At 71.8% G+C, this 24542-nt stretch carries 27 protein-coding genes; 14 read left to right on the forward strand and 13 right to left on the reverse strand.

The window, feature by feature from the left end:
- Positions 1–251 precede the first annotated feature (251 nt).
- The 3 genes from VQ02_RS18095 to VQ02_RS18105 all read left to right on the forward strand — a co-directional run bounded on the left by VQ02_RS18095 (position 252) and on the right by VQ02_RS18105 (position 2731).
- Positions 252–575, forward strand: a complete 324-nt coding sequence (locus tag VQ02_RS18095) for a hypothetical protein (RefSeq protein WP_048445600.1) — start codon at positions 252–254, stop codon at positions 573–575.
- Between the two features lie 103 nt (positions 576–678).
- The gene (locus tag VQ02_RS18100) at positions 679–1545 is read left to right on the forward strand and encodes a branched-chain amino acid aminotransferase (protein ID WP_048445601.1); all 867 of its coding nucleotides are present in this window, start codon (positions 679–681) and stop codon (positions 1543–1545) included.
- 85 nt (positions 1546–1630) lie between these two features.
- Positions 1631–2731, forward strand: coding sequence for a calcium:cation antiporter (locus VQ02_RS18105; protein WP_048445602.1), 1101 nt, complete (start codon positions 1631–1633; stop codon positions 2729–2731).
- Between the two features lie 4 nt (positions 2732–2735).
- Here VQ02_RS18105 and VQ02_RS18110 read toward each other — a convergent pair whose 3' ends face one another.
- A complete protein-coding gene (locus VQ02_RS18110) occupies positions 2736–4271 on the reverse strand; it encodes a sensor histidine kinase (RefSeq protein WP_048445603.1) in 1536 nt (511 codons plus the stop codon).
- A 247-nt stretch (positions 4272–4518) separates the two neighbouring features.
- Here VQ02_RS18110 and VQ02_RS18115 point away from each other — a divergent pair, with 247 nt between their 5' ends.
- From VQ02_RS18115 to VQ02_RS18135, 5 genes are all read left to right on the forward strand, one after another.
- Entirely contained in the window at positions 4519–4974 is a 456-nt protein-coding gene (locus tag VQ02_RS18115; RefSeq protein ID WP_048445604.1) for a (2Fe-2S)-binding protein, read from the forward strand.
- A 13-nt stretch (positions 4975–4987) separates the two neighbouring features.
- Positions 4988–7192 (forward strand): xanthine dehydrogenase family protein molybdopterin-binding subunit, encoded by a 2205-nt coding sequence (locus VQ02_RS18120; protein WP_048445605.1) that lies wholly within the window; start codon positions 4988–4990, stop codon positions 7190–7192.
- Between the two features lie 40 nt (positions 7193–7232).
- Positions 7233–7940 (forward strand): uracil-DNA glycosylase family protein, encoded by a 708-nt coding sequence (locus VQ02_RS18125; protein WP_083469296.1) that lies wholly within the window; start codon positions 7233–7235, stop codon positions 7938–7940.
- A 389-nt stretch (positions 7941–8329) separates the two neighbouring features.
- Complete coding sequence (gene pyrF, locus VQ02_RS18130; RefSeq protein ID WP_048445606.1) at positions 8330–9040, forward strand: orotidine-5'-phosphate decarboxylase; 711 nt, start codon at positions 8330–8332, stop codon at positions 9038–9040.
- A 31-nt stretch (positions 9041–9071) separates the two neighbouring features.
- Positions 9072–9383, forward strand: coding sequence for a DUF1330 domain-containing protein (locus VQ02_RS18135; protein WP_048445607.1), 312 nt, complete (start codon positions 9072–9074; stop codon positions 9381–9383).
- 83 nt (positions 9384–9466) lie between these two features.
- On the opposite strand, the gene VQ02_RS18140 is transcribed toward VQ02_RS18135, so the two are convergent.
- From VQ02_RS18140 to VQ02_RS18170, 7 genes are read right to left on the reverse strand one after another with little or no spacing between them, the layout of a single operon-like run.
- On the reverse strand, positions 9467–10264 hold the full coding sequence (locus VQ02_RS18140) for a transporter substrate-binding domain-containing protein (protein WP_048445608.1): 798 nt from the start codon (positions 10262–10264) through the stop codon (positions 9467–9469).
- Between the two features lie 56 nt (positions 10265–10320).
- On the reverse strand, positions 10321–11049 hold the full coding sequence (locus tag VQ02_RS18145) for an amino acid ABC transporter ATP-binding protein (RefSeq protein ID WP_048445609.1): 729 nt from the start codon (positions 11047–11049) through the stop codon (positions 10321–10323).
- On the reverse strand, positions 11024–11683 hold the full coding sequence (locus VQ02_RS18150; protein WP_048445610.1) for an amino acid ABC transporter permease: 660 nt from the start codon (positions 11681–11683) through the stop codon (positions 11024–11026). Before VQ02_RS18150 ends, VQ02_RS18145 begins: the two co-directional genes overlap by 26 nt.
- A 7-nt stretch (positions 11684–11690) precedes the next feature.
- Positions 11691–12374, reverse strand: a complete 684-nt coding sequence (locus VQ02_RS18155) for an amino acid ABC transporter permease (RefSeq protein WP_048445611.1) — start codon at positions 12372–12374, stop codon at positions 11691–11693.
- Between the two features lie 6 nt (positions 12375–12380).
- A complete protein-coding gene (gene kduD, locus VQ02_RS18160) occupies positions 12381–13148 on the reverse strand; it encodes a 2-dehydro-3-deoxy-D-gluconate 5-dehydrogenase KduD (RefSeq protein ID WP_048445612.1) in 768 nt (255 codons plus the stop codon).
- Between the two features lie 5 nt (positions 13149–13153).
- Positions 13154–13990 carry a 5-dehydro-4-deoxy-D-glucuronate isomerase gene (gene kduI, locus VQ02_RS18165; RefSeq protein ID WP_048445613.1) on the reverse strand — a complete coding sequence of 279 codons (837 nt, stop codon included), beginning with the start codon at positions 13988–13990 and terminating at the stop codon, positions 13154–13156.
- Positions 13991–14037: 47 nt separating this feature from the next.
- On the reverse strand, positions 14038–14781 hold the full coding sequence (locus VQ02_RS18170) for a GntR family transcriptional regulator (RefSeq protein ID WP_048445614.1): 744 nt from the start codon (positions 14779–14781) through the stop codon (positions 14038–14040).
- 287 nt (positions 14782–15068) lie between these two features.
- On the opposite strand from VQ02_RS18170, the gene VQ02_RS18175 reads away from it, so the two are divergent.
- The 3 genes from VQ02_RS18175 (at position 15069) to VQ02_RS18185 (ending at position 16479) form a co-directional block, all read left to right on the forward strand.
- A complete protein-coding gene (locus VQ02_RS18175) occupies positions 15069–15770 on the forward strand; it encodes a glutathione binding-like protein (RefSeq protein ID WP_048445615.1) in 702 nt (233 codons plus the stop codon).
- A gap of 7 nt (positions 15771–15777) precedes the next feature.
- Positions 15778–15981 (forward strand): hypothetical protein, encoded by a 204-nt coding sequence (locus VQ02_RS18180; protein WP_048445616.1) that lies wholly within the window; start codon positions 15778–15780, stop codon positions 15979–15981.
- 234 nt (positions 15982–16215) lie between these two features.
- Positions 16216–16479 (forward strand): GNAT family N-acetyltransferase, encoded by a 264-nt coding sequence (locus VQ02_RS18185; protein ID WP_048445617.1) that lies wholly within the window; start codon positions 16216–16218, stop codon positions 16477–16479.
- A gap of 15 nt (positions 16480–16494) precedes the next feature.
- On the opposite strand, the gene VQ02_RS18190 is transcribed toward VQ02_RS18185, so the two are convergent.
- The 3 genes from VQ02_RS18190 to VQ02_RS18200 form a co-directional block, all read right to left on the reverse strand.
- Positions 16495–17115 carry a GyrI-like domain-containing protein gene (locus VQ02_RS18190; RefSeq protein WP_048445618.1) on the reverse strand — a complete coding sequence of 207 codons (621 nt, stop codon included), beginning with the start codon at positions 17113–17115 and terminating at the stop codon, positions 16495–16497.
- A gap of 108 nt (positions 17116–17223) precedes the next feature.
- Entirely contained in the window at positions 17224–18639 is a 1416-nt protein-coding gene (locus tag VQ02_RS18195) for a M20 family metallopeptidase (RefSeq protein WP_048445619.1), read from the reverse strand.
- Positions 18640–18739: 100 nt separating this feature from the next.
- Complete coding sequence (locus tag VQ02_RS18200; RefSeq protein WP_048445620.1) at positions 18740–19372, reverse strand: 2-hydroxychromene-2-carboxylate isomerase; 633 nt, start codon at positions 19370–19372, stop codon at positions 18740–18742.
- Positions 19373–19392: 20 nt separating this feature from the next.
- Here VQ02_RS18200 and VQ02_RS18205 point away from each other — a divergent pair, with 20 nt between their 5' ends.
- Entirely contained in the window at positions 19393–20844 is a 1452-nt protein-coding gene (locus VQ02_RS18205; RefSeq protein WP_048445621.1) for an NAD(P)-binding domain-containing protein, read from the forward strand.
- Between the two features lie 146 nt (positions 20845–20990).
- On the opposite strand, the gene VQ02_RS18210 is transcribed toward VQ02_RS18205, so the two are convergent.
- Both VQ02_RS18210 and VQ02_RS18215 read right to left on the reverse strand, forming a co-directional pair.
- On the reverse strand, positions 20991–21356 hold the full coding sequence (locus VQ02_RS18210) for a hypothetical protein (protein WP_048445622.1): 366 nt from the start codon (positions 21354–21356) through the stop codon (positions 20991–20993).
- A gap of 19 nt (positions 21357–21375) precedes the next feature.
- Positions 21376–22761 (reverse strand): NAD(P)/FAD-dependent oxidoreductase, encoded by a 1386-nt coding sequence (locus VQ02_RS18215; RefSeq protein WP_083469297.1) that lies wholly within the window; start codon positions 22759–22761, stop codon positions 21376–21378.
- A 325-nt stretch (positions 22762–23086) separates the two neighbouring features.
- Here VQ02_RS18215 and VQ02_RS18220 point away from each other — a divergent pair, with 325 nt between their 5' ends.
- Together VQ02_RS18220 and VQ02_RS18225 are read left to right on the forward strand one after the other, a co-directional pair.
- Positions 23087–23551: a carboxymuconolactone decarboxylase family protein gene (locus tag VQ02_RS18220; RefSeq protein WP_048445626.1), complete on the forward strand. Its 465-nt coding sequence runs from the start codon at positions 23087–23089 to the stop codon at positions 23549–23551.
- Entirely contained in the window at positions 23538–24440 is a 903-nt protein-coding gene (locus VQ02_RS18225) for a sigma-70 family RNA polymerase sigma factor (protein WP_048445623.1), read from the forward strand. Before VQ02_RS18220 ends, VQ02_RS18225 begins: the two co-directional genes overlap by 14 nt.
- Positions 24441–24542: the final 102 nt, after the last annotated feature.

Consider the following 24542-nt stretch of genomic DNA (forward strand, 5'->3'; position numbering starts at 1 on the left):
CCCCGCGCCCCCGCCGCCCCGGCCCCCGCCGCGGGCGGCGCTGCCGCGTGCAACATTCCGCGCAATCCGCACGCAATCCTGCCATGCGATACGCGAAGACGCAGCGACGCCCGGCGCCGGTCGGCGGCGCTGCGGAGGAAACGCGCCGCAGCGGGCGTTCGCAGCCGAGCCGGCCCCGAGGGCCGGCGAGCCCGGGCGGCCGACCGAAGAGCAGCCATGGCAGACTGAGCGGCAACCAGCGGGAGAGGCAGATGGACAACGTCATCCGTCCGGATTTCCGTCGCGCGGCCGAGACTCGCGGCAGTGATCCACGCAAGGTCCGGGGCGGCGACACGGCACAGCACGTGAAGCTCTACGGTGAGGTCGGGCACCATGCGGTGTCCCTGGTGCGGGACCGGTCCAGCCCGCAGGGCGACGTCTACAAGGTCATGATCGACACGCCCGGAAGCCGGATGGGACCGGTCGGCGTCGAGCCCGCGACCCCCGACGGCCTGTTCGACGCCGACCTCGTCGGCCTGGCGGTGCTCCGCACCCTGGAGCTGCTGGCCCAGCGCTCCGACTCCGGCGTCGCCTGACGCGCGGCGGGCACAACCCTCCCTCCCGGCCAGCGATGGTGCTCCCGCATGGACAGCCGGCGCGAGGCCGCGCCATCATGCGGCGGACGGGCGGGAGGGCGCGATGGCTGACGCGGCGCGGGCTGAGGAAACCTGGACCTTCTTCGAGGGCGCCTGGCACCCGGGCAACGTGCGGATGATGGGGCCGCGCACCCACGCCGCCTGGCTCGCCTCGACGGTGTTCGACGGCGCCCGCGCCTTCGAGGGCGTGACGCCGGACCTCGACCTCCACCTCGCCCGGATCAATCGCTCCGCCGCCGCCTTCGGCCTCGAGCCGGTGGTGGCGGAGGGAACCTGGGCGGAGCTGGTGCGGGACGGCCTCGGGCGCTTCGCGCCGGACGCGGCGCTCTACATCCGGCCGATGTACTGGGCCGAAGGGGGCCTGGGCGGCGCGGTGCGGTTCGACCCGGCCTCGACCAACTGGTGCCTGTGCCTCTACGAGGCGCCGATGCCGCCGCCGACCGGCTTCACCGCCACCCTGTCGCCGTTCCGGCGCCCGACCCCCGACACCGCGCCCCTCGACGCCAAGGCCGGCTGCCTCTACCCCAACAGCGCCCGGGCGATCGCGGAGGCCGCCTCCCGCGGCTTCGGCAACGCGCTGATGCGGGACGCCCTCGGCAACGTCGCCGAGTTCGCCACCGCCAACGTGATGATGGCCCGCGACGGCGTCGTCTACACCCCGGTGCCGAACGGCACCTTCCTCGCCGGCATCACGCGCGGCCGGGTGATCGCGCTCCTGCGCGAGGCAGGGGTCACGGTGGTGGAGGCGACCCTGACAGTCGACGACCTGATGGGCGCCGACGAGGTCTTCTCGGTCGGCAACTACGCCAAGGTCGTGCCGGTAACGGCTCTCGACGGCCGGACGTTCGAGCCCGGGCCGCTGTTCGGCAAGGCCCGTACGCTCTACTGGGCCTTCGCGCACCGGGGCTGACGCCCCTTCCGGACCGGCACGCCTGGACGCCCTTCCCCCCTGCCCTAACCTTAGGGCAGCGGAGCGGTTCGGGGAGTTCGGGCGGATGGGTGTCGTGCGGCTGCCGGTGGCGTGGGCGACGGTGGCGGCCTTCGCGGTGTTCGGCGGCGGCTGGCTCGGCACGCTCGAGGCGCCCCTGGTGGCGGCCGGGCTCTTCGCCTGGCTCTTCGGCGTCATCCTGTGGTCGGCCTTCGGGGTGGTGCACGAGGCCGAGGAGCTGGCCCACCGCCTCGGCGAGCCCTACGGCACCCTGATCCTGACCCTCTCCATCGTGATCATCGAGGTGGCGCTCGTCGCCGCCGTGATGCTCGGCGCCAAGGCTGCCCCGACGCTCGGGCGCGACACGATGTTCGCCGTCATCATGATCGTGATGAACGGCCTCGTCGGGGTCGGGCTCATCATCGGCGGCCTGCGCCACCACCGCCAGAACTACAACCTCGACGGCGCCGGCGCCTACCTGGCGGCGATCATCCCGCTCACCACCATCGCGCTCATCATCCCGAACTTCACCCGCTCGACCCCGGACGGCTCCCTCACGCCCGTCCAGGCGGTGGCGTTCTCGGGTCTGACGGTCGTGCTCTACGGCATCTTCCTGCTGCTCCAGACCGGCCGGCACAGCGACTTCTTCATCGACGCCCTGAAGCCGGGCGCGGCCGCACCGGAGGCAGGGCCCGCCCACCCGGATGCGGGCACAGGGGCGATCCTGCGCCATGCCGGCCTGCTCATCGTCAGCCTGCTGCCGATCGTGCTCCTGTCGAAGAGCCTGGCGGCGATCCTCGATCACGGCATCCTGGCCCTCGGGGCGCCCTCGGCGCTCGGCGGCGTCATCATCGCCGCCATCGTGTTCACGCCGGAGGGCATCAGCGCCATCAAGGCGATCCAGCGCGACCAGCTCCAGCGGGCGATCAACCTCTGCCTCGGCGCCGTGACCTCGACCGTCGGGCTCACGGTCCCGGCGGTGCTCGCCATCGGCCTCCTGTCGGGCCAGCGGGTGGTGCTCGGCCTGCCCCCCGCCGAGATGGCGGTGCTCGCCATGACGCTGCTGCTCAGCGTCATCACCTTCTCGCGCCAGGGCACGACGGTGCTCGAGGGCGCCGTCCACCTCGTGGTGTTCCTCGCCTACCTGACGCTGATCTTCAGCCCCTGAGCGGTCACGCCGCCCGCACCGGGCGGGCCGGAGCGGCGCTCCCCTCCGCCACGGGCGGCAGGGCGTCCATCACCCGGGAGGCCGGGAAGGTCACGATCACCTCGGTGCCCTCCCGCGGCCGCGACTTGAGCTGGAAGCCGCCGCCGTGCAGGTCGACGAGGCCCTTGACGATCGGCAGGCCCAGGCCCGACCCCTGCTCGGCGGTCTTGATCGCCAGCGAGCCGCGGCCGAACGACGACATCACGGTCGGGATCTCGTCCTCCGGGATGCCCGGGCCGGTGTCCTTCACGCTGACGTACTGGCCGCCGGAGGACGTCCAGCCGACCTTGATGGTGATCTCGCCTCCCGGCGGCGTGAACTTGATCGCGTTCGACAGGACGTTGAGCACGATCTGGCGCAGGGCCCGCTCGTCGGCCCAGAGCCGCGGCAGGGACGGGTCGACCAGCTCGCGGAAGGTCTGGTTCTTCGCCCGGGCACGGAGCGCCATCATGTGCCGGCCCTCCTCCACCACGTAGGCGAGCTGCAGGGCCTCCTCGTTCAGCTCGTAGCGCCCGGCCTCGATGCGCGAGAGGTCGAGGATCTCGTTGATGAGGTTGAGGAGGTGCAGGCCGCTGTCGTGGATGTCAGTGGAGTATTCCCGGTAGGAGGCCGACGAGTGCGGGCCGAACACCTCGTTCTTCATCACCTCCGAGAAGCCGAGGATCGCGTTGAGCGGCGTGCGCAGCTCGTGGCTCATCGTGGCGAGGAAGCGCGACTTGGCGAGGTTGGCCTCCTCGGCGCGCCGGCGCGCCTCGTCGGAATTCGCCTTGGCCTGCTCCAGTTCGCCGAAGACCGCGTCCTTCTCGGCCCGGGACTGCAGCGCCGAGACCGTCGAGGCGTGCAGGTGGTTCGACAGGAACAGGAAGAACAGCTGCGCGCACACCGCCATGCCGACCAGCAGGACCGATTCCGCCTCGCGGGAGAACCACAGCAGCGCGGCGGTGGCGGCGCTGAGCGGCAGGAGGCCCGCATAGGCGCCGAGCGGCACCGTGGCGGCCAGCATCGTGGTCACGGCGGCCACGATGACGAGGACGAACATCACGAAGGTGCGGGCGTTCGCGGCGTCGACCTGGAACAGCATCAGCACCAGGAGCGCCCAGGCCACGCTCTGCACCAGCTCGCCCAGGATCACCCGCCGGCGCGAGGCCCGGAGCGAGAGCGCGTCCGGGTCCTGCCGCAGGAAGGAGCGGGACAGGGCGGTGTTCACCCCCACCACCAGGAGCACGCCGGCGCACCAGGCCGCGCTCAGCACCGCCGGGGCCCAGAACACGGAGGCTCCGGCGATGAAGCAGGCGAGCAGCACCAGCGGCACGCAGGCGCCGAGCCGGTACTGGGCGTAGACCCGCAGCAGCTCGTAGTCGAAGGCGCGCTCGAGCCCGATCGACGAGGTCAGCCGCTCGCGGGCCGAGCGAACGTCCCGCGCCAGCTTGCGCCGCCGGGCCGCCTCCTCCGCCGTCGGGCCGCGCCCGCGCTGGACCATCTGCGCCGTGACTTCGGACATTGAGCTCGGGTCGTGCCGCTCCCTCGCCGCCGCGGACCGTCGGCCGGTCCCGAGGAGGGTTGCCGAAATTCGTTAAGGTCCTCCTGCGGCGATGCCGCGAATGCGACGCATCACACATCCGGGAGGCGACGCAGGGTCATGCATGTGCGGGTGCGCTGGCGCACATCGGCCCGGCTTGCCAGCGGTGCAGGAGCGGCCGCACAGGTTCCTGGCTGGAACCGTTCCAGCCACTCGTCGGAAGCGCACGATGACGAAGCTCACCCTCAACGGCCGGACCTACGAGGTCGACGCCGATCCCGAGATGCCGCTCCTCTGGGCGATCCGCGACCACCTCAACCTCACCGGCACGAAGTACGGCTGCGGCATCGCCCAGTGCGGCGCCTGCACGGTCCACCTCGACGGGCAGCCGGTGCGCTCGTGCCAGACCCGCCTCGGCGACGTCGGCGAGGGCAAGATCACCACCATCGAGGGGATCTCCGGCCCGGTGGCCGAGGCGGTGCGGACCGCCTGGCGCCAGCTCGACGTGGTGCAGTGCGGCTACTGCCAGTCGGGCCAGATGATGTCGGCGATCGGGCTCCTGTCGGAGAACAGGAAGCCGAGCGACGCCGACATCGACGCCGCCATGGACGGCAACGTCTGCCGCTGCGGCACCTACCAGCGCATCCGCGCGGCGATCCACGACGCCGCCCGCTCCCTCGCCTGACCGGGACGCCGCCATGCTGAACCACAGCCTCAAGACGCGCGACAGCGCCGTCACGTCCCGCCGCGCCTTCCTGCGCGGCTCGGCCGCCGCGGGCGGCGCCCTCGTGATCGGGCTCCACCTCGCCCGCGACGGCGCCCGGGCCGCCGGCGGCCCCGACCTGTCCAAGGCCCCGGCCAAGCCCAACGCCTTCGTGCGCATCGCCGCCGACGACACCGTCTCGGTGGTGATCAAGCACCTCGACATGGGCCAGGGCAACACGACGGGCCTCGCCACCATCGTCGCCGAGGAGCTCGACGCCGACTGGGCGCAGATGCGCGCGGTCTTCGCGCCTGCGGATGCCAGCCTCTACAACAACCTCGCCTTCGGGCCGATCCAGGGCACCGGCGGCTCGACCGCGGTGGCCAATTCCTGGATCCAGCTGCGCAAGGCGGGTGCCACCGCCCGCGCCATGCTGGTCGCGGCGGCGGCCCAGGAGTGGAAGGTCCCGGCCGCCGAGATCACCATCGAGAAGGGCGTGCTGCGCCACGCGAGCGGCAAGGAGGGCCGGTTCGGCGCCTTCGCGGCGAAGGCCGCCGTGCAGCCGATCCCCGAGAACCCGACCCTGAAGGACCCGTCCGCCTTCCGGCTGATCGGCACCAGGCTGCCGCGGCTCGACTCGAACGCAAAGACCGACGGCAGCGCCGTTTACGCCCTCGACGTGCGCCGGCCGGGCCAGCTCACGGCGCTGGTCGCCCGCGCGCCGCGCTTCGGCGCGACGGTGAAGAGCGTGGACGACGACGCCGCCAGGGCGGTGCCGGGCGTGGTCCAGGTCGTGCGCATCCCGAGCGGCGTCGCGGTGGTGGCGCGTGACACCTGGTCGGCGATGAAGGGCCGCGAGGCCCTGACGGTGACCTGGGACGATACCGGCGCCGAGCGGCAATCGACCGAATCCCAGCAGGCGGCCTACAAGGCGATGGCCGCCAAGCCCGGCCTCGTCGCCTCGAAGCGGGGCGACGCGGCGGGCGGGATCAAGGGCGCCGCCAAGGTGCTGGAGGCGGAGTTCAACTTCCCCTACCTGGCCCACGCGCCGATGGAGCCGCTGAACGCCACGATCGAGCGGGCGGCGGACGGCTCCTACGACATCTACGCCGGCTCGCAGTTCCAGACCATCGAGCAGGCGGTGGCCGCCGGCATCCTCGGCACCACCGCCGACAAGATCCGCATCACCACCCTGTGGGCGGGCGGCTCGTTCGGACGGCGCGCCACGGCCTCGGCCGACTACATCGCGGAGGCCGCCGCGATCCTGAAGGCCACCGGCGAGAAGACCCCGATCCACCTGGTCTGGACCCGGGAGGACGACATCACCGGCGGCTACTACCGCCCGGCCGCCTACCACCGCATCCGCGCCGGCCTCGACGCCAAGGGGGCCATCACGGGCTGGGAGCACACCGTCGTCGGCAAGTCGATCATCATCGGCACCGCCCTCGAGGCGATGATGGTGAAGGACGGGGTCGACGCCACCACCGTCGAGGGCGCGGCCGACACGCCCTACGCCCTGCCGGCCTACCGGTTCGAGGTCCACAACGCCCGCGAGGGCGTGCCGGTGCTGTGGTGGCGCTCGGTCGGGCACTCGCACACCGCCCAGGCCATGGAGGTGTTCATCGACGAGCTGGCCCACGCGGCGGGCCAGGACCCGGTGGCCTACCGCCTCGGCCTGTTGAAGCAAGCCCCGCGCCTCTCCGCGGCGCTCACGCTGGCGGCCGAGAAGGCGGGCTGGAGCGCCCGCGAGCAGAAGCCCGGCCGCGGCTACGGCGTCGCCGCGCACGAGTCGTTCGGCTCCTACGTGGCGATGGTCGCCGACGTGACGGCGGAAGCCGGCAAGGTCAAGGTCAACCGCATCGTCGCGGCGGTCGATGTCGGCGTCGCGGTGAACCCGGACATCATCCGGGCCCAGGTCGAGGGCGCGGTCGGCTTCGCGCTCTCGGCGGTCCTGCGCAACCGCATCACCTTCAAGGACGGCGAGGTGCAGGAGAAGAACTTCGACGCCTACGAGCCAACCCGGATGAGCGAGATGCCGAAGGTCGAGGTCCACATCGTGCCGTCCGCCGCCGCCCCCACCGGCATCGGCGAGCCCGGCGTGCCGGTGCTGGCCCCGGCAATCGCGAACGCGGTCTTCTCCGCCACCGGGCAGCGCCTGCGCTCGCTGCCCCTCGACCTCACGGCGCTCCGCGGCGTGTGATCGCGCACCACACGCTTAACCATCACCCTATATGAAAGGGATGACTTCCAGTTTTGGACCCGAGACGACTTCAGGGTGCGGCGCAAGCCGCACCCTTTTTTCATCAGCGGCGCCGGGCTTCACCGAGACGGCCGAGCGCATCCGCACCTGCCGGCTCTGCCGCGAGGCGCCGCGCCACGGCCCTCCCCTGCCGGTGGAGCCGCGGCCGATCGTGCAGGGCACGTCCCGCGCCCGGATCTGCATCGCCAGCCAGGCCCCGGGCAACCGGGCGTACCAGAGCGGGGTACCGTTCCAGGACCCGTCGGGCAGGCGCCTGCGCGACTGGCTCGGCCTCGACGAGCCGGCCTTCTACGATCCCGACCTCGTCGCGATCGTGCCGATGGGCGCCTGCTTCCCGGGCCACGATGCCAAGGGCGGCGACCTGCCGCCCCGGCGCGAATGCGCCGAGACCTGGCGGGCGCCGCTGCTCGCCGGGCTGCCGAACCTGGAGCTGATCCTCTTGATTGGGCAGTACGCGCAAGCCTGGCACCTCGGCCGCCAGCCCGGCGGCCTCACCGGCACGGTGGCGCGCTGGCGCGAGATCTTCTCGCAGGACGGGCGGCCCCGCCTCTTGCCGCTGCCGCACCCGTCCTGGCGCAACACGCCGTGGCTGCGGAAGCATCCGTGGTTCGAGGCGGAGCTGCTGCCGGTGCTGCGGGCCGAGGTGGGGCGGCTGGCGGAAGAGGTGGCGCGGGAGCCGTCGCGGTGATCGGCTTGCCGGCCCCTGATAAATCTCATCCCTTTCCCGGGCGACTGAAACGCAGTGGAAGGAGATCCGGGATTTAAGCAGAAGAAGTGCCGCGAAGCGGCTCTGCGTGCTGCAACGTTGCAGAAACAAGGCCGCTTCGCGATTTTCTGTGCTGGATCCCGGATCTCCTTCCGCTTCGCTGCAGTCGTCCGGGAAAGGGCAGGAGGCGCATGAGCGAGTCGCGGGAGCAGCCGGCACATCGGCTGGTCGTAACCTTGGCCCGCGGCCCCGAGATGACGGTGACGAGGCTCATTCCGGGTGATGCCGATAACGATCCGACGTGACGGGCCGGGCTTGATTCTGGACTGCACTCCGTGATGGGTGCGCCCGACGACATTCCTGGAGATCCCGTGCCCGAGCCCATCAGCCCCCGCGACCGCCTGATCGTCGCCCTCGACATGGCGAGCACCGACGAGGCCGAGCGCCTGATCGCGCGGATCGGCGACGCCGCGAGCTTCTACAAGATCGGCTACCGCCTCGGCTACGCGGGCGGCCTCGGTCTCGCCGAGCGTCTGGTGCGGGGCGGGCACAAGGTCTTCCTCGACCTCAAGCTCCACGACATCGGCAACACCGTCGAGGAGGGCGTGCAGTCGCTTGCCGGCATCGGCGCCACCTTCCTCACGGTGCATGCCTACCCGCAGACCATGCGGGCAGCGGTGAGCGGGCGCGACAAGGCGGGGAGCGGCCTGAAGGTCCTCGGGGTCACGGTGCTGACCTCCTACGACGACGCCGACGCGCGGGATGCCGGCTACGCGCTCCCGGTGGCCGACCTCGTCGCGGTGCGGGCGGCGGCTGCCAAGGCGATCGGCATCGACGGCATCGTCTGCTCGGCGGCGGAGGCCGCGCAGGTGCGGGCGGTGATCGGGCCGGACCGGCTGATCGTCACCCCGGGCATCCGGCCGGCCGGCGCCGAGATCGGCGACCAGAAGCGGGTGGTGACCCCGGCCGAGGCGATGCGCGCCGATGTCGACCACGTCGTGGTCGGCAGACCCATCACCGCCGCCGCCGACCCGCGCGACGTGGCCAGCCGCATCGTCGACGAGATGGCGGCGGCGCTCTAGAACCAGAGCCTGACAAAAAGGGAGGAATGCAATGGCGAAGGGATACTGGGTCGGCCGCGTCGACGTCACGAATCCGGAGGCCTACAAGAACTATGTCGCGGCCAACGGCGCTGCGTTCTCAAAGTTCGGCGGGCGCTTCCTGGTGCGCGGCGGCGCCTTCGAGGCGGTCAGCGGGTCGAGCCGCGCCCGCAACGTGGTGATCGAGTTCCCGAGCTACGACCAGGCCATCGCCTGCTGGCACTCGCCCGAGTACCAGGCCGCCCGCGCCAAGCAGGAGGGCGGCGCCGAGATCGACCTCATCGTGATCGAGGGATACGACGGGGTGCAGCCCGGGGAGGGGTGAGGGGCGCGTTCCGCCCTGATCCAACCGCCGAAGGTTGCGTCGGAGCCCTCCCCCGCAATGGGGGAGGGGTCACAGGCGCGGCCTCAGTTCCGCGAGGTCAGGTCCGCCGGCAGGTCCCGCTCGTGGAACTTGCGGAACATCGTCGTCAGCCGGCCATTCGCCACGTTGGTCTTGACCCACTCGTTGAGCCAGCTCTTGAGCGCGTCCTCGCCCTGCGGCAGCGCGATGCCGAGGTTCAGCTCGCTCTGGACGAACTTGACCTCGAACGGGCGGTCGGGGCGCTTCTCGTTCATCACCGCCACGACCGCCTCCTGGGTCGAGACGAGGTCGACCTGGCCTGAGACCGCCGCGGTGATCAGGGTGGCGTCGTCCTCGAAGCGCACGATCTCGGCGCCCTTGGCGTTCTGGGTCACCAGCATGTCGTTGACGGTCGCCCGCGTCACGCCGATGCGCTTGCCGACGATGTCGGGGTAGCCCTTCACCGCCACGCCCTTGGCGCCCGCCACGATGATGTTGAGGGTGGCGTAGGGCACCGTGAAGTCGATCACCTTCTTGCGCTCGGGCGTCACCGCGAGGCTCGCCACCAGGATGTCCGCCTTGCGGGTCTGGATGGTGGGAACGCGGGCGGCGTTGGTGATCTGCACGAGGTCGAGCGCGACGCCGAGGTCCTTGGCGATCATCCGGGCGGTCTCGACGTCCGAGCCGGTGGGCTGCAGCGCGGCATCCACGAAGGCGAAGCGCGGGATGCCCATCGCCACGGCGATGCGGATCTTCCTGGCCGCCTTGATGTCGGCAAGCTGGTCGGCCCAGGCGGCCGGCGCGGTGGCGCCCAGGACGAGGGCGGAGAGGACGAGGGCGAGCGCCCGGCGGGTGACGGACATGGTTTCCTCCTGCGAGATTTCTGTTGGTTCGACCGGCAAGGACCGCGACCGCGGGATCAGAGGTCGGCGGCGAGAAAGTCCTTGAGTTCCGGCGTCTGCGGCGCCGCGAGCATCTGGCCGGGCCCGGTCTCCCAGACGAGGCCGGTGTGCATGAAGATCACCCGGTCGGCGACGCGGCGGGCGAAGCCCATCTCGTGGGTGACGACGATCATCGTCATGCCGCCGCGGGCGAGCCCCTCCATCACCTTCAGGACCTCGCCGGTGAGGTGCGGGTCGAGGGCAGACGTCACCTCGTCGAACAGCATCACCTTCGGGTGCATGGCGAGCGAGCGGGCGATGGCGACCCGCTGCTGCTGCCCGCCGGAGAGCTGCTCGGGGTAGGCGTCGATCTTGTCCGACAGCCCGACCCGGGCGAGCGCCTCCTCGGCGAGGGACCGTGCCTCGGCCCGGGGCGTGCGCTTCACCCGGCGCGGCGCCAGCGTGATGTTCTCGGCCACGGTGAGGTGCGGGAAGAGGTTGTAGCTCTGGAACACCATGCCGACGTCCTGGCGCAGGACGCGCAGGTCGAGGGCGGGATCGTGGACGGCGTGGCCGCAGACCTCGATCGTGCCGGACTGGATGACCTCCAGGCGGTTGATGCAGCGCAGCGCCGTGCTCTTGCCTGACCCTGAGCGGCCGATCACCGCCACGACCTCGCCGGCGGCGATGTCGAGGGTGACGCCGCGCAGGACCTCGACCTGGCCGAAGCGCTTGTGAACGTCACGCAGGCTGACGACGGCCGACATTGAGCTTCCTTTCGAGCCTGCGGCTCCAGCGCGAGAGCGGGTAGCAGAGGGCGAAGTACAGGCAGCCCGCGAGGCCAAAGACCAGGAAGGGCTGGAACAGCGAGTTGTTGATGACTTGGCTCGCGCGGGTCAGCTCGACGAAGCCGACGACGGAGGCGAGCGAGGTGTTCTTGAGCACCTGGACGAAGAAGCCGACGGTCGGCGGCACCGCGATGCGGGCGGCCTGGGGCAGCACCACGTCGAACAGGACCTGCCAGCGCGACAGCGCCAGGCACTCGGCGGCCTCGGTCTGGGTGCGCGGCACCGCCTCGACGCAGCCGCGCCAGATCTCGCCGAGGAACGCGCTCGAATAGACCATCAGCGAGACCGCGGCGGCGAGGAGCGGCGGCAGCTCGATCCCGACGACGCCGAGGCCGAAATAGACCACGAACAGCAGGATCAGGAGCGGCGTGCCCTGGATCGCCTGGACCCACAGCAGGGAGGCCCGGCGCACGATCCGGCTGCGGCTGGTGCGCAGGACCATCACGCCGAAGCCCGCGACCCCGCCGAGCAGGAAGGCGAGCGCCGTCAGCACCACGGTCCAGGCAGCGCCCTGGAGGAGGTAGAGGACGTGGTTGAGGGTGAAGCTGCCCATCATCCCCTCACAGCGGCGTGCCGAGGCGGCGGCGGCGCGGGAAGAGCGCCTGGGCCAGCCCCCAGAAGGCGAGCTTCAGGAGCACCGCCAGGGCGAGGTAGAGGAACGCGACCACGATGTAGGTCTCGAAGCTGCGGAAGGTGATCGACGTGATGTTGTTGGCGACCGCGGTCAGCTCCTCGGCCGAGATCTGCGAGGTGATCGAGGAGGCGAGCATCATCAGCACGAACTGGCTGGTCAGCGCGGGGTAGACCCGCTCCAGGGCCGGGCGCAGGATGATGTCCCAGTAGATCTGCGCCCGCGACAGCCCGAGGGATTCCGCCGCCTCGACCTGGCCGGCCGGGATCGTGTCCATGCCGGCGCGCACGATCTCGCCCGTATAGGCGCCGACGTTGATGACGAGCGTCAGGATCGCGGCGGCGAGCACCGGCAGGCGCACGCCGATGCTGGAGAGGCCGAAGAAGATGAAGAAGATCTGGATCAGGTAGGGCGTGTTGCGCACCGCCTCGACGTAGGCGCCGCAGAGGCCCGAGAGCCAGGCCCGCGGGCTGCGCCGGCCGATGGCGCACAGGATGCCGATGACGAGGCCGAGCACGGTCGCGACCGCGGTCATCTGCAGCGTGGTCAGCGCCCCCGACAGGAAGTCGGGCCAGTACTCTTCCAGGGCGGCGAAATCGAAGCGGTAATGCATGCAAGATCACCGGGCCAGCCAGCCGCCGTCGACCGGCAGCACGATCCCGTGGACGTAAGCGGCCGCCGGCGAGGCGAGGAACACGGCGGCGCCGCCGATGTCGCCGGGATCGCCCCAGCGGCCGGCCGGGATGCGGCCGAGGATCTGGCCGTTGCGCTCCGGATCGGCCCGGAGCGCCGCGGTGTTGTTGGTGACGAAGTAGCCCGGCGCGATGGCGTTGACGTTGATGCCGCGCCCCGCCCACTCGCAGGCCAGCAGCCGCGTCAGCCCGGCGAGCCCGCTCTTCGAGGCGGTGTAGGACGGGATGCGGATGCCGCCCTGGAAGGAGAGCAGGGAGGCGATGTTGATGATCCGCCCGCCCCGTTCGTCCGCCAGCATCCGGCGGGCGACGGCCTGCGAGAGGAAGAACACCGACTTCAGGTTCACGTCCATCACCGCGTCCCAGTCGGCCTCGGTGAAGTCGAGGGCGTCGGCGCGGCGGATGATGCCGGCGTTGTTGACGAGCACGTCGATGCGGCCGAGCTCTTGCGCCTCCGCCACCACCCGCTCGACCGGCTCCAGGGTCGACAGGTCGGCCCGCACCGCCCGGAACGGGCGGCCGAGGGCGCGCACGCGCTCCTCGGTCTTGTCCATGCCGGAGCGGCCGACCGCCACGATGCCGGCGCCGGCCTCGGCGAGCGCCACGGCGATCGCCTGGCCGAGGCCGGTATTGGCGCCGGTGACGACCGCGTTGCGCCCGGTGAGATCGAAGGCCCCCGTCAAGGTATCGGCCATGGCGCTCACCGCAGGTCGGACATGGCGACCATGTCCATGTCGGTGTAGTCCTGGTTGTCGCCGCCCATCGCCCAGATGAAGGCGTAGTGGCTGGTGCCGACGCCGGAATGGATCGACCAGCCCGGCGACAGCACGGCCTGCTCGGAGGCGACGACGAGGTGGCGGGTCTGGGTCGGCTCGCCCATCAGGTGCAGCACCCGGGCGTTCGGGTCGAGGTCGAAGTAGAGGTAGACCTCGGAGCGCCGGTCGTGGGTGTGACACGGCATGGTGTTCCACATGCTGCCGGGCTCGAGCTGGGTCAGGCCCATGACGAGCTGGCACGAGTCGCAGATGCCGGGCAGGATGTACTGGCGGATGGTGCGCCGGTTCGAGGTCGCCTGGTCGCCGACCTCCATGCGCTTGGCCCGCTCGGCCGGGATCGTCACGGTCGGGTGGGCGGCGTGGGCCGGGGTGCTGACGAGGTAGAACTTCGCCGGGTTTTCCGGGTCGTCGCTCTCGAACACCACCTCGCCGGCATCCTTGCCGACGTAGAGCGCGTCCCGCGGGCCGACCGCGTGGACGGCGCCCCCCACCCGCACCCGGCCCGGGCCGCCGACATTGATCGTGCCGAGCTCGCGCCGGGCGAGGAAGTGGTCGGTGCCGACCGCCTTCGGGGTCGGCAGGGCGAGGCCGCCCTCTCCCGGCATCGCGCCGCCGACGACCAGCCGGTCGATGTGGCTGTAGGTGAGCCGCACCTCGCCCGGCGCGAACAGCCGCTCGATCAGGAAGTGCCGACGAAGGGTCTCGGTGTCGAAGCCGCGCACCGCCTCGGGATGCGCCACCTGCCTGATCTCGATGTCCATGATGTCCTCCCTGTTCTTCCTTGGTGCCGTCGTGTCGGCCGCGGCGGTCACGGTCGGGTCTCGTCGCCGATCCCGTCGAAGCAGTCGGGGTTGAGGTCCGCGATGTCGCCGAGGTCGGCGAGGAGCCCGCCGAGATGTGCGCCCATCCGGCGCGCCGCCTCGTCCGGGTCGCGGGAGGCGATCGCGTCCCGCACCGCTCCGTGCTCGGCGATGACGCGGCCGAAGCGGCCGGCCTGCGGCAGGGTGAGGCGCCGGAAGCGGTCGACCTGCACCTTCACCTGCTGGACCAGGCGCCAGATCCCCGGATAGCCGGCGGCCTGGGCCACGCGGGAGTGGAACTCCTCGTCGGCCTGGTGGAACGCCTCGCGGTCGCCCGCGCCGGCCGCCCGGGCCAGCACCGCCATCGCCTGGTCGATCGCCGCGAGGCCGGCCGCCTCGCCACGCTCGGCGGCGAGGCGCGCGCTCGTCTCCTCGAGGGAGCGGCGGATGATGATCGCCTCGGGCAGGTCGGCGTAGGGGATCAGCGCGACGAAGGTGCCCGATTGCGGGAAGATCGCGACCAGGCCCTCTTCCGCGAGCTTCAGCACCGCCTCGTGCACCGGCGTGCGGCTGACGCCGTACTGGCGCGCCAGCTCCTTCTCGTTGATCGGCTCGCCCGGGCGCATGGCCAGCGAGGCGATGCGGGCGCGCAGGTCCTGCCGGATCACCGCGGCGGCCGTCGGCGGCCGCTCAGGGTCGCGGCTCGGCATGCGGTTCTGCGCCTTGCGCGGGGCGATGCGGATGGCGTCCATGCTCTCGTCCCTCGCCTGCGGCGCTGCTGTCGCGCCATTCCCGGAGGGCCTCCCTGATTCGCATCCTACGCTGATATATCAGATTTGCAAATATATTAGTTTCGCGGATGGCCGGACGACGCGTCCGGGTGGGCGACGGGCCGTGGGCCGTTCGCGGCCTGCCGGATTCCCACTGCGAGAATGAGGTCTGCCCTGCGCCGGGTGCGGCTTGACCGGCCCGGGACGGCGCGCCACCTCCGCGTCAGCCTCATGCAGGACGTCTTGCACGGCGAGCCCCGGAGCAGCGGATGATCGACCTCTACTACTGGACGACCCCGAACGGTCACAAGGTCACGATGTTCCTGGAGGAGGCCGGCCTCCCCTACGCGATCAAGCCGATCAACATCGGCAAGGGCGAGCAGTTTCAGCCCGACTTCCTGAAGATCGCCCCGAACAACCGCATCCCGGCGCTGGTCGACCACGAACCGACGGGCGGCGGCGCGCCGGTGTCGCTGTTCGAGTCGGGAGCGATCCTGCTCTACCTCGCCGAGAAGACCGGCCGCTTCATCCCCGCCGACGTGCACGGACGGGCCGAGGTGCTGCAATGGCTCTTCTGGCAGATGGGCGGCCTCGGCCCGATGGCCGGGCAGAACCACCACTTCGTGCAGTACGCGCCGGAGAAAATTCCCTACGCCATCGACCGCTACGTCAACGAGACCAACCGGCTCTACGGTGTGCTCGACCGGCGCCTCGCCGACCGGACCTTCGTGGCGGGCGAGGACTACAGCATCGCCGACATGGCGATCTATCCGTGGATCGTGCCGTACGAGCGCCAGCGCCAGAACCTCGAGAACCACCCGCACCTGAAGCGCTGGTTCCACGCGATCGCCGAGCGCCCGGCCACCAAGGCCGCCTACGCCAAGGCGGCGGAGATCAACCAGCAGCCGACGATGTCGGAGGAGGCGAAGAAGGTCATGTTCGGCCAGACGGCCGCCAACACCCAGCGCTGAACGGGCGATGGCGGCAGGCGGACCATCGCGCGGGGGCTGGCGCAGGACCCTGCGCCTCGCCCTCACGGTCGTGCCGCCTCTCGTCGGGGTGGTGCTGATCGGCCAGGCCGTGGTGGCGTCGATCGGCGGCGACATCCGCCGCTGGGAGTTCGCCCTCGGGGCGGTCTGCCTCTGCCTGACCTCCGCCGGACGGCTGGTGCCGAAGGAGTGAGGCGGAGGCCCGCGCGAGGCAACCCCGCACATTGGCGTCGCGGTTCCCCTCCCCCACGGGCGAGGGGTCCTGCGCCTGACCTCACCATGTCCGCTTCCGCGCGGACCGATTCACGAGCGGTCCCTTCGAGCCGGCCCGGAGCGGTCGGGGTCCGTCCTCGCGGCGGAACCGCCCCGGCCTCCCACCGCTTGCCCTCTCACACCCCCCAACCCGAAGAGCCCCCGAATAGTCCCCATGCGCGACAACCCGGAGCGGAGCCGGTTCGAGCTCGAGGTGAACGGCCAGATCGCCTACGCCGATTACCGCCGCCAGCCCGGCACCCTCGTCATCGCCTACGTCTACGCGCCCCCGGCCCTGCGCGGCACCGGCACCGCCGACCGGCTGATGCAGGGCGTCGCCGAGACCGCGCGGGCGGAAGGGTCGCGGATCGTGCCGCTCTGCGGCTATGCCGCGACCTGGCTGCGCCGCCACCGCGAGCACCGCGACCTGCTGGCGTGACGGCGACGCCAGCAGCTAGGCGACCGGTCCGACGGGCTGGCGCAGGATCGTCCGGAGCTTCGCCGCGGCCGTCCGGCGCGGATCGCTCAGGTAGATCTCGTGATGCAGGCCCGTCTCGCGCAGGCCGTTGGCGGGCAGGTATTCGCCGTGAAGCGTCCTCAGGATCGGGCCTTCGTCGTCGTAGGGGCCGAGATGGAGCGTCTGGACGCAGCGCCCCTCCGCCAGGGCGGCGCATCGGAGCCGGCTCAGGCCCGGTCGATCCTTCGTTCGGCGCGCCAGCGCCAGCGCCGCCTCGGCGCACGCATCGGGAACGAAGTCCGGCACCAGGGTCATCGTGGTCCAGGACCAGCGATCCTTCCGGCGCGCGACGAAATCGGCGTAATCGTCGGCCCACCAGAGGCCCTCGAGCGGGGGAACGACGTAGTCCCGGCCGAGCTCACCCTTGCTCATGAACTTGAGCGTGTAGGACGCGACGTAGAGCGCTTCCACCGCCTCGCCGTAGCCGGGCTCGACATTCGGGTCGCCCTGTCCGTCAACCATGAGGTAGCGCGCCGGGGGGACGTCCAGCACCAGGAAGCGTCCCACGGGCGCGGTGTAGAGGTCTTTCAGGTCCTTCTTCGCATCGAACTTGTCCATCGGCACCTCGGGAGGCTGCCGCGGGACCACCGGGCACCAGGGCACGATGGGGCGACCGCGCGAGGTCGCCCCATGCCGAGGAAAAGGCAAGGGCGCGACGACCGCCCGTCACCCCACCATGTCGAGCGGCGGCGCCAGGCCCGCCGGCAGCGGGTTGACATAGGGCGTGCGCGCCAGCCGCTCGGCGTGGTCGGCCTTGGCGCGGGCCAGGAGATCGGGGTCGCGCAGGACGTCGACGGCGGTGCCGGCCATCGCCTTGGCGACGTGGACCATGCCCTTGTGGGCCGCCGGGGTCTTGCCCTGGGCGGTCATCTGCCAGGAATGGCCGGGGGTGCCGATGGCGTAGGTGGCACCGCGGGCCTGCACGGTCGGCACGGCCCAGCTCACGTCGCCGACATCGGTCGAGCCCATCATCCGCTCGCCGCGGGCGTCGAGCGGCACGATCGTGTCGCAGAGGGGCGCATCGGTCACCGGCACGCCGAAGCGGCGATGGGCCGAGACGATGTCCTCGCGGGTCAGCGTCGCCCGGATTTCTTCCGCGAAGGCGCGGTCCTCGGCATCGAAGGGCGGTGGCCCGAGGCGCATGAGGTTGGCGTGCAGGGCCTGCTCCAGGGGCGGGTTCGGCAGCAGGTTCGACATCGCGCTGACCACCCGGCTCGTCACCGTGGTCTCGGTCATCAGGGCGGCGCCGTCGGCGATCCGGCGCACCCGGGCCGCGAGGTCGAGGAGGCCCGGCAGGTCGGCGGCGCGCACGAGGTAGCGCACCGTGGCGCCGGCCTGGACCACGTTGGGGGCGATGCCGCCGGCGTCGAGATAGGCGTAGTGGACCCGCGCGTCGCTCGGCATGTGCTCGCGCATGTAGTTGACGCCGACATTCATCAGCTCGACCGCGTCGAGGGCCGAGCGGCCGAGATGGGGTGCGGCGGCCGCGTGCGAGGCCTTGCCCGCGAAGGTGAAGTCGAGGAGCTGGATCGCCAGCGACACCGGCTCCCAGATCGCCGCGAACGGGCCCGGATGCCAGGTGATCGCCACGTCGACGTCGGCGAAGACACCGTCGCGCACCATGAAGGTCTTGGCCGCTCCGCCCTCTTCCGCCGGGCAGCCGTAGTAGCGCACGCGGCCCGGCAGCCCTTCCGCCGCGAGCCAGTCCTTGACCGCGGTGGCGGCGAGCAGCGCGCCGGCGCCGAGCAGGTTGTGGCCGCAGCCGTGGCCGGCGCCCTCGCCGGGCCGGGGCCGGTGCTCGGTGATGCCAGCCTCCTGGCTCAGGCCCGGCAGGGCGTCGTACTCGCCCAGGATCGCGATGACCGGACCGCCCTCCCCGGCCTCGCCCATCATGGCGGTCGGGATGCCGTCGATGCCCTCGGTTACCCGGAAGCCCTGCGCCCGCAGCATCGCGGTGTGCTCGGCCGCCGAGCGCACCTCCTGGAAGTTGAGCTCGGGCATCTCCCAGACCCGGTCGGAGAGGGCGACGAACTCCGCCGCGTGATCCTCGACGTGCCGCCAGATCGCCTCGCTGTTGTGCATGTTTCCTCGCGCGCAAGGGGGCCTTTGATGGCCTCGACTTTGTTAGCCTCTCGCCCCCGCCCCTTGTCGCACGACGGAGGCCGGTCGCCATGCGCCCGGCTCAGCTCAGCCCTGCAAAGGCCCGCCGCGCCAGCGCCCGGTCGACGAAGTCGAGCCGGTCCTGGCCCCAGAACAGCTCGCCGTCGAGCACGATCGTCGGCGAGCCGAACACCCCGAGGGCTTCCGCCTCCGCGCCGTTGCGGCGGTACTGCGCCTGCACGGGCTCGCTGCCCTCGGCGGCCACAAGGGCGGCACCATCGAAGCCGTTCTCGTCCGCGATGGCCCGGCGCACCGCAGGGTCGGCGATATCGCGCTCCTCGGCCCAGAGGGCGCGCAGGATCGCGTGCGAGAGCGGGAACGCGTCGAGGCCGGCCGCCTGAGCGGCGATCACGGTCCAGCCGGCGTGCTTGTTCCAGTTCGGCGCCGGGTTCTCCATCGGGTAGTGCCGGGGCGTCACGTTGAGCGGCAGGCCGAGGTAGTCGCGCCAGCGGGCGAGCTCGACGGCATGATAATCGCGTCGCGGCTGCGGCCGGGTCCGGATCGGCACGCCGCCGGTCCTGGGCACCACCTCCTGGAAGTCGAAGGGCTTCAGCACCAGCCGGGCGCGGTGGCGGCGCACGATGTCCTGGAGCTTCGGCCCGCCGAGATAGGCCCAGGGGGAGGACAGGCTGTAGAAGCAGGACAATTCGGGCATCGGGACCTCCGGGACGGGACATGGATATCCACCAGGACAGCGCGGCCGGGAAGGGACTGACGCACCTCGCCGCCGAGGTGCGGCGCGACCTCGCCCGCCTCAACCACCCGCCGGCCTCCTGGACCCTGCCGGTCGAGGGCCCGGACGGACGCCCCGCCCTCGACGTTCTGGTGGTCGGGGCCGGCATGTGCGGGCAGACCGCCGCCTTCGCGCTCCTGCGCGAGGGCGTCTCGAACATCCGGGTGATCGACCAGGCGCCCCGGGGCGCGGAGGGGCCGTGGGGCACCTTCGCCCGGATGGAGACCCTGCGCTCGCCCAAGCACCTGACCGGGCCGGATCTCGGCATCCCCTCCCTCACCTTCCGGGCTTGGTGGGAGGCGCAGGCGGGCGAGGAGGGCTGGCGCGACCTCTACAAGATCCCGCGCCTCGACTGGCTGCGCTACCTCCTGTTCGTGCGCGACACCGTCGGGGTGCCGGTCGAGAACGACACCCGGCTCGCGCGGCTGTGGCCGGCGAACGGGCTGATCGGCGCCGCGATCGAGGGCCCCGCCGGCCCCGAGACGGTCCATGCCCGCAAGGTGGTGCTGGCGAGCGGCCGCGACGGCTCGGGCGGGCGGCGGATGCCGGCCTTCGCGGCGGGCGGCGCGGGCCGCCTGTTCCATTCCTCCGACCCGATCGACTTCGCGCGCTTCCGCGGCGGGCGGATCGCGGTGCTCGGCGCCTCGGCCTCGGCGATCGACAATGCCGCCACGGCGCTGGAGGCCGGCGCCGCGGAGGTAACCCTGTTCGTGCGGCGCCCGCACTTCCCGCAGGTCAACAAGTCGAAATGGGCGGCCTTCCCGGGCTTCCTGCGCGGCTACGCCGCCCTCGACGACGCCCGGCGCTGGGCCTTCACCACCTTCATGATGGCGGAGGGCACGCCGCCGCCGCACGAATCGGTCCTGCGCTGCATCCGCCATCCGGGATTCGCGGTGCGGCTCGGCGAGGGCTGGAGCGGGATCGCGGAGCGTCCGGACGGGCTCGTGATCGAGACGCCGAAGGGGCGCTACCCCGTCGACGCCGCCGTGGTGGCGGCGGGCTTCGACGTCGACCTGACCCGGCGGCCGGAACTCGCGGCATTCCGCGAGGCGGTGCTGACCTGGGGCGAGCGGGTGTCCGCCGAGGAGGCCGCCGCTCATCCGGAGGCCGCCCGATTCCCCTATCTCGGCGACGGCATGGAGATGGTGGAGCGGGTGCCCGGCGCCCTGCCGGAGCTGAACCTGCTGCACGTCTTCAACTGGGGGGTGAGCCTCAGCCACGGCGCGCTCGCCGGCGACATACCGGGCCTCGGCATCGGGGCGACGCGGCTCGCCCAGGCGCTGGTACGCGACCTTTTCGTCTCGCAGGCCGACGCGCACTTCCCCCGCATGGTGGCGCACGAGGATGCCGAGCTCGAACCGACGCCGTTCTTCGTGCCGCGGGAGCGGCGGTGAGGGTTGTTCGACTCGGTTCGACTCAGAGTGTGCTTGAGACCATCTATTCTCTCTCAGCTACTTTTCTGGATTCCGGGCTCCGCCTTCGCGGCCCCGGAACGACCCGGTGGGTGCCGGATCGGTCGAGCGCGTCGACAGACCGTCGGTCACCGCAACCACGCCACCGACGCGAACACGATCGCCGCCAGCACGATGAAGGCGAGGAAGAACCACAGCGCCTTGTTCTGGCGGTGATGGGCGTAGGACTTCTTCTCGCCGCCTCCGCTCCAGCGCCCGGCCCCTTCCGTCTTGCGGGCCAGCGCGACCCGCTCGGGCGAGGGCGTGTTGCCGGCGGCCTCGTCGTCGGTGCCGAGGGGCGAGAGGCCGGGATCGAACACCTCCGTCTTGTCGCCGGTGCGGCCGCTGTCGATGTCGGCCTTGAGCTGGGCCGAGGTCGGCGCCCGGGACTCGGGGGGCGCCGCGATCGGCTCGATGGTGCGGGTCGGCGGCAGGTCGGAGGGGGTTTTTGCCATCGTGGGCCTCTTCGGGAGTTCAGGGCGGGGGAGGCTCGGCCGGCACCTTGCCGCGGATCAGCGCCATGACGGCCTCGTCGCGCTCGGCGATCAGGCGGGCGCCGCGCTGGAAGCTGAGATAGGCCCAGAGCCAGCGCAGGGTGACGACGATGCGGTTCTGGAAGCCGACCAGCAGGTAGACGTGGGCGACGCCCCAGACGAGCCAGGCGAGGAAGCCCTTGAGCTTGAGGTGATCCCACTGCACCACGCCGGCGTTGCGCCCGATGATCGCCAGGTTGCCGCGGCTGCGGAAGCGGAACGGCGCCGGCGTCGTGCCGTGCAGGATGCGGTCCCGCAGGGCGCGGCCGAGATAGCGCCCCTGCTGGTCGGCGACCTGGGCGAGGCCCGGCAGGGGCGTGCCGTCCTCGGCCTTCGCCATCGCGAGGTCGCCGAGGGCGTAGACGTTCGGACGGCCGATCACCGCGAGGTCCGGCCCGACCGGCACGTGGCCCTGGCGGGTCGTCTCGACCCCGAGCCACTCGCCCGCCGGCGAGGCCCGGACGCCCGCGCCCCAGACCACGGTGGCGGCCGGGATCAGCCGGCCCGCCACCGTGACGCCGTCCTCCGACACGTCCTCGACCGCGTGGTCGGTCAGCACCGTGACGCCGAGATGCTCGAGCGCCCGGCGCGAATAGGCCGAGAGATCCTCCGAGAAGGTGCCGAGCACCCGGGGCGCCGCCTCGATCAGCAGGATGCGGGCCTCCTTCGGGTCGATGCGACGGAAGTCCCGCGACAGGGCGTGGTGGGCGAGGCCCGCGATGGCGCCGGCCATCTCGACGCCGGTCGGGCCGCCGCCGATCACCGCGAAGGTCATCAGCCGCTCGCGGGCGGCCGGATCGTCCTCGCGCTCGGCGGCCTCGAAGGCGAGCAGCACCCGGGCGCGGATGCGCCGCGCGTCGTCGAGGGTCTTGAGGCCCGGAGCGTAGCGCTCCCACTCGGGGTGGCCGAAGTAGCTGTGCGTGGCGCCCGTCGCGAGGACCAGCGTGTCGTAGGGGATGCGGGTGCCGTCGCGCAGACGCACCGTACGGCCCTGCGTGTCGACGCCCTCGACCTCGCCCATCAGCACGTGGACGTTGCGGTCCCGGCGCAGGATCGCCCGGATCGGCTCGGCGATCTCGCCCGGCGCGATCACGGCGGTCGCGACCTGGTAGAGCAGCGGCTGGAAGAGGTGGTGGTTGCGCCGGTCGATCAGCGTGACGGCGATGCCCTCGGCGCCACCGAGGCCGCGGGCGGTCGTGAGGCCGCCGAAGCCGCCGCCGACGATCACCACCCGGTGCGGTCCCGTGGCGACGGGTAAGGTCTGTGTCGCGCCGAGCCCCGGGGCGGGGCCGGACTCGAGGGCGGTGCGATGCAGGGTCTCGGACATGCGGCCTCTCGGATCGTTTAAGACTCGGCCACCCCACGGCCGAGAACCGCGAAGCATACCGCAAGGTCAGCGCGTTGGCGCCTGCAAATCATCCTCGTGCACGTGGGCCGCCGCGACGGCGCGCGGCGCGTCGACCCGGGTCGCTCGTCAACCCGGGAGGAGTATGGGTGTTCCTGGGCCGACGGGCCGGCGCGATGTCCGCGGGAGGCATGTCACATCCGGACCCCGCCGCCTCGTCCTGGTGATGAGCGCCGCGCCCCGCATCGCGGGATCGCCCGGGCGCCTCGGGACAGGACCCAGGAGGACAGGAGCCATGACCACCACCATGACCCCGCGGATCGAGAACCCCTTCGCCCTCGCTCCCGCCGCCATCAAGGCGATGATGGCGGTGGAGGCCGGCATCCGGGCGAGCGGCCTGGAGCGGAGCCTGCTCGACCTCGTGAAGATGCGCGCCTCGCAGATCAACGGCTGCGCCTACTGCATCGCCATGCACGCCGCCGAGGCACGGCGCCACGGCGAGACGGAGTTGCGCCTCTACCTGCTGAATGCCTGGCGCGAGGCGACGCTCTACAGCCCGCGGGAGCGCGCCGCCCTGGCCTGGACCGAGGCCCTGACCCGGGTCGCCGAGACCGGCGCCGGGGACGAGGACTACGCCGCCCTGGCGGCCCAGTTCACCGAGACCGAGCAGGTCAACCTCACCCTGCAGATCGGCGCCATCAACCTGTGGAACCGGCTTCAGGTCGGCCTGCGGGCGGTGCACGACGTGGACCCGGCCCGTGGCGCGGCCTGACCCCGGCACCGCCCTGTTCGAGGCGGAGCGCCCCCGGCTGCTGCGCCTCGCCTACCGCATGCTCGGCTCGCACGCGGAGGCCGAGGACGTGGTCCAGACCGCCTGGCTGCGCTGGCGCGAGGTCGATCCGGCGGGCGTCGCCGCGCCGGCGTCCTACCTGTCGCGGGTCGTGGCGCGCCTGTGCCTCGACGGGCTGAAATCGGCCCGCGCCCGGCGCGAGACCTATGTCGGGACCTGGCTGCCCGAGCCCCTGGTGGAGGAGCCGGACGAGGGGCACGACGACCTCACCCTGACGCTGATGCTGGCGCTCGAGCGGCTCTCGCCGCTGGAGCGGGCGGCCTTCCTGCTGCACGACGTGTTCGGGGTGCCGCTCGCGGAGGTGGCGGCGACCCTGGGGCGCGAGGGAGCGGCGGTGCGCCAGCTCGCCGCCCGGGCGCGGCGCAACGTGCGGGCGGCCCGCCTGCGCTACCCGGTGGCGCCGGAGGAGGGACGGCGCCTCGCCCAGGCCTTCTTCGCGGCCACCACCAGCGGCGACCTCGCCACCCTGCGGACGATCCTGGCCGACACCGTCGTGGTGCGCGCCGACGGCGGCGGCAAGGTGCAGGCCTTCCGCAACCCGATCGTCGGGATCGAGCGGGTGCTGCGGCTCTATGCCGGGCTGCACCGCAAGCTCACGCGGCCCGGCCTCATGCTGCGCACCGTGACGATCGACGGGCTGCCGGGCTATCTCTCGCGGGAGCGCGACGGGGTGCTGCAGACCACCGCCTTCGCGATCGAGGCCGGGCGGATCGCCGGGGTGTTCATCACCCGCAATCCCGACAAGCTCGGGAGGGTGGCGCCCCTCGCGGCGGAGCCCGCCGCGGGTATTTCACAGTCTAAAAATGTATAAATGAACATACCTCGACGGCAGTCGGGTTTTCGGCTACCCGTGCGGCGGAAACACGCTCCCGAGCGGACTTGGCGGCGGCAAGCCGCCGCCAAGTCCGCTCGG

This window comes from Methylobacterium variabile (assembly GCF_001043975.1).
GTDB lineage: Bacteria > Pseudomonadota > Alphaproteobacteria > Rhizobiales > Beijerinckiaceae > Methylobacterium > Methylobacterium variabile.